General features: G+C 72.8%; 6 protein-coding genes. 5 read left to right on the top strand and 1 reads right to left on the bottom strand.

All coding sequences use genetic code 11. The features are described 5' to 3' along the window. The first annotated feature begins 304 nt into the window (after positions 1-304). From AE652_RS30620 to AE652_RS30605, 4 genes are all read left to right on the top strand, one after another. On the top strand, positions 305-1,069 hold the full coding sequence (locus AE652_RS30620) for an IclR family transcriptional regulator (protein ID WP_049657378.1): 765 nt from the start codon (positions 305-307) through the stop codon (positions 1,067-1,069). Positions 1,070-1,392: 323 nt separating this feature from the next. Beyond that, positions 1,393-2,112, top strand: a complete 720-nt coding sequence (locus AE652_RS30615) for an MIP/aquaporin family protein (protein ID WP_234348595.1) — start codon at positions 1,393-1,395, stop codon at positions 2,110-2,112. A gap of 97 nt (positions 2,113-2,209) precedes the next feature. Next, positions 2,210-3,730: a glycerol kinase GlpK gene (gene glpK / locus AE652_RS30610; RefSeq protein WP_049657375.1), complete on the top strand. Its 1,521-nt coding sequence runs from the start codon at positions 2,210-2,212 to the stop codon at positions 3,728-3,730. 173 nt (positions 3,731-3,903) lie between these two features. Further along, a complete protein-coding gene (locus AE652_RS30605) occupies positions 3,904-5,499 on the top strand; it encodes a glycerol-3-phosphate dehydrogenase/oxidase (RefSeq protein WP_049657374.1) in 1,596 nt (531 codons plus the stop codon). A gap of 120 nt (positions 5,500-5,619) precedes the next feature. Here the strand turns inward: AE652_RS30605 and AE652_RS30600 are convergent, their stop codons facing one another. Further along, complete coding sequence (locus AE652_RS30600) at positions 5,620-6,840, bottom strand: amidohydrolase family protein (protein WP_049657372.1); 1,221 nt, start codon at positions 6,838-6,840, stop codon at positions 5,620-5,622. A gap of 72 nt (positions 6,841-6,912) precedes the next feature. Here AE652_RS30600 and AE652_RS30595 point away from each other — a divergent pair. Next, positions 6,913-7,395: TetR/AcrR family transcriptional regulator (locus tag AE652_RS30595; RefSeq protein ID WP_049657371.1), on the top strand; the 483-nt coding region annotated here is incomplete at its 3' end.

Here is a 7,395-nt window from a genome sequence, read left to right as displayed (position 1 = left end):
ACGGGATCGCGGCGCTGGCGGCGGAGGTGACGGTGCTGCGGGCGCAGTGCGCGGAGGCGGCGGGCTGACCTCGCGGGCGGGGTGAGGCCCGGCGCGGGGCGGTGAGGACCGGCGCGGGGCGGTGAGGACCGGCGCGGGGGCGCGTGTGCACGCCCCGGCCCGGACCTGGGAGCACGGCAGGTGAACACGGGGTCGAGAGCGGGTTACCCGGGGGGAAGGTGCACGGAGTCAGGGCGGCCTGGCAGACTCGTCCCGTCACCACTGTGGTCGACAATGTCGACCGCCTGTCAGCGCGGAGGTTCCCATGCCCGGCCCGATCCAGTCGCTTTCCCGGGCCGCCGCGATCATGCGCCTGCTGGCCGGCGGCGAGCGCCGGCTCGGCCTGTCCGAGGTCTCGACGGCACTGGACCTGGCCAAGGGCACGGCGCACGGCATCCTGCGCACGCTGCAGCAGGAGGGGTTCGTCGAGCAGGACCCGGAGACCGGCAAGTACCAGCTGGGCGCCGAGCTGCTGCGGCTGGGCCAGAGCTACCTGGACGTGCACGAGCTGCGGGCGCGGGCGCTGGTGTGGGCGGACGACCTGGCCCGGGCGGCCGGGGAGACGGTCTACCTGGGCGTGCTGCACCAGCAGGGCGTGCTGATCGTGCACCACGTGTTCCGGCCGGACGACACCCGGCAAGTGCTGGAGGTGGGCTCCATGCAGCCGCTGCACAGCACCGCCCTGGGCAAGGTGCTGGTGTCCTACGACCCGGTCGCGCGCGGCGAGTTGGGCGACGGCCCGTACGAGTCGTACACCGTGCGCACGCTGACCGAGGCGGCCGACGTGGACGCCGAGTGCGCGCTGGTCCGGGAGCGCGGCTGGGCGGACTCGATCGAGGAGACCTGGGAGGGCGTGGCCTCGATCGGCGCGCTGATCCAGGACCGGCGGCGCAACCCGGTGGGCGCGGTCTGCATCAGCGGGGCGGTCGAGCGGGTCTGCGAGGACGGCTTCGTGAAGCCCTCGCTGGTGGCCTCGGTGCGCAGCGCGGCGCGGGCGATCTCCCGCGACCTGGGCGCCGGGCGGTTCTGAGCACATCCACGGGCGGCTCGCGGAGGGCCGTCGATTCGTCACGCTGAGGCGCGGACGGGCGGAGGCCTGTCCGCGCCTCTGGCGTTTTGTCCTGTTTCGGGGCGCTCCGCTCGGTAACGTCGACGGACCTGTCGGGGTCAGGGTCACAGCTCCGTAACCCTGCCTTGACGTGGGGGCGACCTGGGGAGGAAGCTTCCGCATGACGGTCGACATTGTCGAACGATGGCCGGAGAGATCACTCCCACAGTGCGCTCACCCGCACAACGATCGACCGGCCGCCTGCCCCCACCCACCCTCCGGGCCATATGGACAAGGGAGTCTTTGTGTCCGCGTTCTCCAACGGCGACGTCTTCGTCGGCGAAACCCTCGGCACCGCCGCCCTGATACTTCTCGGCGGTGGCGTCTGCGCCGCCGTGACCCTCAAGAAGTCGAAGGCCGTCAACGCCGGCTGGCTGGCGATCACCTTCGGCTGGGGATTCGCGGTCCTCATCGCCGCCTACATGTCGGCCCCGAAGTCCGGTGCCCACCTCAACCCGGCCGTCACCATCGCCCTCGCGGTCAAGAGCGGCGAGTGGAGCCAGGTGCCGCTCTACCTCGGCTCCCAGCTGCTCGGCGCGATCATCGGCGCCGTCCTGGTCTGGGCCACCTACCTGGGCCAGTTCAACGCGAACAAGGAGCCCACCCTCGGCATCTTCTCGACCGGCCCCGAGATCCGGAACCCGGTCCAGAACGTGATCACCGAGGTCATCGGCACCTTCGTGCTCTGCTTCGCGATCCTGACCATCGGCACCAACAGCGGCCTCTCCCAGTCCGGCACCGGCACCCTGATGGTCGCCTTCACCGTCGTCGGCATCGGCCTCTCGCTGGGCGGCCCGACCGGCTACGCGATCAACCCGGCCCGTGACCTCGGCCCGCGCATCGCGCACGCCCTGCTGCCGATCCCGAACAAGGGCGGCTCCGACTGGTCGTACGCCTGGATCCCGGTCGTCGGCCCGATCCTGGGCGGACTCGCGGCCGGCGGCCTCTACAACGCCATCTTCTAAAGGACGGGTTCGACCCCGCCGCACACGGGGACTGACCGACCGACGCGTCAGGCCCACCCACCCCGTAACCCCCGAACCCGAGCCGAGGACCCTCCCCATGACCTCCACCGGTAACTACATCGCCGCGATCGACCAGGGCACCACCTCCAGCCGCTGCATCATCTTCGGCGCCGACGGCCGGATCGTCGCCGTCGACCAGCAGGAGCACCGGCAGATCTTCCCCCAGCCCGGCTACGTCGAGCACGACGCCGCCGAGATCTGGACCCGGGTGCAGTCGGTCGTCCGCGGCGCGCTGGAGAAGGCCGGCCTGACCAAGGACGACATCCGCGCGATCGGCATCACCAACCAGCGCGAGACCACCGTCCTGTGGGACAAGAACACCGGCGAGCCCGTGCACAACGCGCTGGTGTGGCAGGACACCCGCACCGAGGGCCTCTGCCGCGAGCTGGGCCGCAACGTCGGCCAGGACCGCTTCCGCCGCGAGACCGGCCTCCCGCTGGCCAGCTACTTCGCCGGCCCGAAGATCCGCTGGCTGCTGGACAACGTCGAGGGCCTGCGCGAGCGCGCCGAGGCCGGCGACATCCTGTTCGGCACCATGGACACCTGGGTGATCTGGAACCTCACCGGCGGTGTCGACGGCGGCAAGCACGTCACGGACGTCACCAACGCCAGCCGCACCATGCTGATGAACCTGCACACCCTGCAGTGGGACGACAAGATCGCCGAGTCGATGGGCGTCCCGATGTCCGTCCTGCCGGAGATCCGCTCCTCCGCCGAGGTGTACGGCGAGGCCGTCGGCGACCTGGCCGGCGTCCCGGTCGCCTCCGCGCTCGGCGACCAGCAGGCCGCGCTGTTCGGCCAGACCTGCTTCGACGAGGGCGAGGCCAAGTCCACCTACGGCACCGGCACCTTCCTCCTGCTGAACACCGGCGAGAAGATCGTCAACTCGTACCACGGCCTGCTGACCACCGTCGGCTACCGGATCGGCGACCAGGCCCCGGTGTACGCCCTGGAAGGCTCGATCGCCGTCACCGGCTCGCTCGTCCAGTGGCTGCGCGACCAGCTCGGCATCATCTCGACCGCCGCCGAGATCGAGACCCTCGCCAACACCGTCGAGGACAACGGCGGCGCCTACTTCGTCCCGGCCTTCTCCGGCCTGTTCGCCCCGTACTGGCGCTCCGACGCCCGCGGTGTGATCGCCGGTCTGACCCGGTACGTCACCAAGGGCCACCTGGCCCGGGCCGTCCTGGAGGCCACCGCCTGGCAGACCCGCGAGGTCGTCGACGCCATGCAGAAGGACTCCGGGGTCGAGCTCACCGCCCTCAAGGTCGACGGCGGCATGACCAGCAACAACCTGCTCATGCAGAACATCGCCGACGTCCTGGACGCCCCGGTCGAGCGGCCCTACGTGGCCGAGACCACCGCCCTCGGCGCCGCCTACGCGGCCGGACTCGCCGTCGGCTTCTGGAACGACCTCGACACCCTGCGGGCCAACTGGCACCGCGCCGCCGAGTGGACCCCCCGCATGGACGAGGCCACCCGGGAGCGTGAGTACAAGAAGTGGCTCAAGGCCGTGGAGCGCACCATGGGCTGGGTGGAGGAAGAAGAGAACAACTGACCGACAGCCGGTCGGGGCCCCGTGCCCCGACCGGCCGCCCGCCGTTCCGGCAGCGGGTGTCACCGCGTTTCACCGGCCCGCCGCACCGGGCCGACCGGCCTCTCCCGCAGAGGCCGCACCGCACACGAGAGGAGTAACGGCGCCGCCCGACCCGCGCGCCGTACACAACCACCATGGCAACCATCCCGACCCTGGGCGCCGAGCGCACCGCCGGCCACACCGCCTCCCGCGCCGAGACCCGCGAACTGCTCGGCAAGGCCACCTACGACCTGCTGGTGATCGGGGGCGGCATCCTCGGCACGGCCGTCGCCTGGACCGCGTCCCAGGCCGGCCTGAAGGTCGCCATGGTCGACGCCGGCGACTTCGCCGGTGCCACCTCCAGCGCCTCCTCCAAGCTCGTCCACGGCGGTCTGCGCTACCTGCAGACCGGCGCGGTCAAGCTGGTCGCGGAGAACCACAAGGAGCGCCGCGCGCTCTCCACCGACGTGGCCCCGCACCTGGTCAACCCGCTGACCTTCTTCGTGCCGGTCTACAAGGGCGGCCCGCACGGCGCCGCCAAGCTCGGCGCCGGCGTCTTCCTGTACTCGGCGCTGTCCGCCTTCCGCGACGGCATGGGCCGGGTCTCCACCGCCGCGCACGCCGCCCAGCAGGTGCCCGCGCTGCGCACCGAGGGCCTGCGCTCGGTGGCCGTCTACGGCGACCACCAGATGAACGACTCGCGCGTCGCCGTGATGACCGTGCGCGCCGCCGTCGACGCCGGCGCCGTGGTGCTCAACCACGCCGAGGTCACCGGCCTGCGCTTCACCGGCGGCCGGGTCACCGGCGCCGAGCTGCGCGACCGCCTGGACGGCAGCGAGTTCGGCATCGACGCCCGCCTGGTGCTGAACGCCACCGGCCCGTGGGTGGACCACCTGCGCAAGATGGAGGACGCGGGCGCCGCGCCGTCGATCCGCCTCTCCAAGGGCGCCCACGTGGTCGTCAAGCGCCGGGCGCCGTGGCGCGCCGCGCTGACCATCCCGATCGACAAGTACCGCGTCTCCTTCGCCATCCCGTGGGAGGATCACGTCCTGCTCGGCACCACCGACGAGGAGTACACCGGCGACCCGAAGGACGTCCGGGCCACCGAGGCGGACATCGACCAGATCATGGGCGAGGCCGCGCACGCGATCCGCGACGAGCACCTCGACCGCGACCTGATCACCTACTCCTTCGCCGGCCTGCGGGTGCTCCCGGGCGGCCCGGGCGACACCGCCGCCGCCAAGCGCGAGACGGTCGTCACCGAGGGCCGCGGCGGCATGCTGTCGGTCTCCGGCGGCAAGTGGACCACCTACCGGCACATCGGCCGCACCGTGCTGGAGAAGCTGGCCCACGTGCCCGGCACCAGCCTCGGCGAGGACATGTCCCCGATCGCCCCGACCGTCCCGCTGCCGGGCGTCGGCGCGCCGAACGCGGTGGCGCACCGCCTGCTGATCGACCGCGACCCGGGCTCGCGGATGGAGCCGCTGGTGGCCAAGCACCTGGCCAGCCACTACGGCACCCTGTCCTTCGACATCGCCCGCATGATCGACGAGAACCCGGAGCTCGGCCGGCCGATCCACGAGGACGGTCCGGACGTCTGGGCGCAGGTCGCGTACGCGGCGGACAACGAGTGGGCGTACACCACGGACGACGTGCTGCGCCGCCGCACCACCATGACGGTGCGCGGTCTGGACACCCCGGAGATCCGGGCCGAGGTCGAGGCCTTCCTCGCGAAGCGCGGCACCAAGTAGGCACGGCCGGGCGAAGCGCGGTAGCGCGCGGGTCCTCCGCGGCGGGCGGGCGTTCGGGGTCTTCCCCGGGCGCCCGCCCGCCGTTTCGCCGTACGGCCGTTCGGCTGTACGGCCGGGCCGTCAGACCGGGACGCCGGCCTTGACCACCCGCTTCGGGTGGAGGTCGGACCGGGTGAGGACGGTGAGGTCGGCGAGCGGGTCGCCGTCGAGCACCAGCAGGTCCGCGTGGGCGCCCGGGGCGAGGGTGCCGATCTCCCCCGCCATGCCGAGCAGCCGGGCCGCCGTGGTGGTCGCCGAGCGCAGCACGTCCGCGACCGGCTGGACCCGGGCGCGCAGCGTGAACTCCTCCAGCTGGGCCGGGTGCAGCGGGCCGAGCAGGTCGCTGCCGTAGACCAGGTCGACGCCCGCGCGGTGGGCGCGTTCCAAGGCCTCCAGGCCCCGGTCGCGGACCTCGGCGAGCTTGCCCAGCGAGGCGGCCGGCAGGCCGGAGGCGGCACCGAGCCTGGCGGTCTCCTCGTAGGCGACCAGGGTGGGCACCAGGAAGGCGTCCTTCTCCAGCAGCAGGGCGATCGTGCCGTCGTCCAGCAGGTTGCCGTGCTCGACGCAGCGCACGCCGGCCCGCAGGGCGCGGTCGATCGCGCGCGGGTGGTAGGCGTGCACGGTGACGTAGCGGTTGTGGTTCTCGGCCTCCTCGACGACCGCGCGGATCTCCTCCTCGCTGTACTGGACGGCGCCGATCTCGTCGTGCGGGGAGGCGACGCCGCCGGAGAGCAGCACCTTGAGGTGGTGGGCGCCCTTGCGGAACTCGTCCCGGGCGGCGGTGCGCACCGCGTCCACGCCGTCGGCGATCCGGGCGAAGTTCGGGCGGGACTCGCAGCAGGGCAGCACGTCCTCGCCGAGCGGGCGCAGGTCGCCGTGGCCGCCGGTCTGGGACAGCGCCTTGCCGCCGTGCAGCAGCCGCGGGCCGGGTACCAGGCCCTCGTCCAGGGCCCGGGCCATCCCGTGGTCGGCGCCCCCGACGTCGCGGACGGTGGTGAAGCCGCGGCGCAGCATCCGCTCGGCCTCGGCGAGGGCGCGCACGGTGGCGTAGCCGGCAGTCCAGTTCGCGAAGTCGGGCAGGTCGAGCGAGGTGATCAGCAGGTGGACGTGGGCGTCGATCAGGCCCGGCAGCACGGTGCCGCCGGCCGCGTCGAGGACCCGGACGTCCTCGCCGGCGGCGGGCGGGCGGCCGGTGCCGGTGGCGGCGATCCGGCCGTCGGCGGCCTCCAGCCAGCCGAGGTCGGTGCGGGTGCCGTCCTCGGGGTGGAGCAGGTGGGCGTTGGTGATCAGCAGTCGACTCACGGAGCGGCTCCTCGTTCAGTACGACTCGTATTGAATACGACTCGTACTGAATACACCATGTATCGTTCTCCCGTGAACCCGCCCCCCGCCGACACCGCCCCCCGACCACCCAGACGCCGCATCCACACCCGGGCCCGGCTGCTGGCCGCGGCGAGCGAGCTGTTCCTCTCCGTCGGCTTCGCCCGGACGAGCATCGAGGACGTCTGCGCCGCCGCCGGCTACACCCGCGGCGCCTTCTACTCGAACTTCGGCAGCAAGGAGGACCTGCTGCTGGCCCTCTTCGACGACCAGGCGGGGCAGCGGCTGGCCGAGCTCGCGGAGCTGGCCGCCGCCTGCGAGTCGCTGGCGCCGCGGGAGCGGGCCCGGCGGTTGGTGGAGGCGCTGCTGCGGGTCGAGCCGGCGGAGACCGGGTGGATCCTGCTGTTCCTGGAGTTCCGGCTGGTCGCGGCCCGGAGCCCGGCGCTGGCCGAGCAGGTCGCCGCGCACGACCGGGCGGTCGCGGCCGCGCTGGCCGGGGTCCTGGAGCGGAACCTGCCGGAGCTGGTGCCCCCGGGC

Source organism: Kitasatospora sp. MY 5-36 (assembly GCF_001182915.1).
GTDB lineage: Bacteria > Actinomycetota > Actinomycetes > Streptomycetales > Streptomycetaceae > Kitasatospora.
This window is presented reverse-complemented; position numbering and strand designations above follow the sequence as displayed.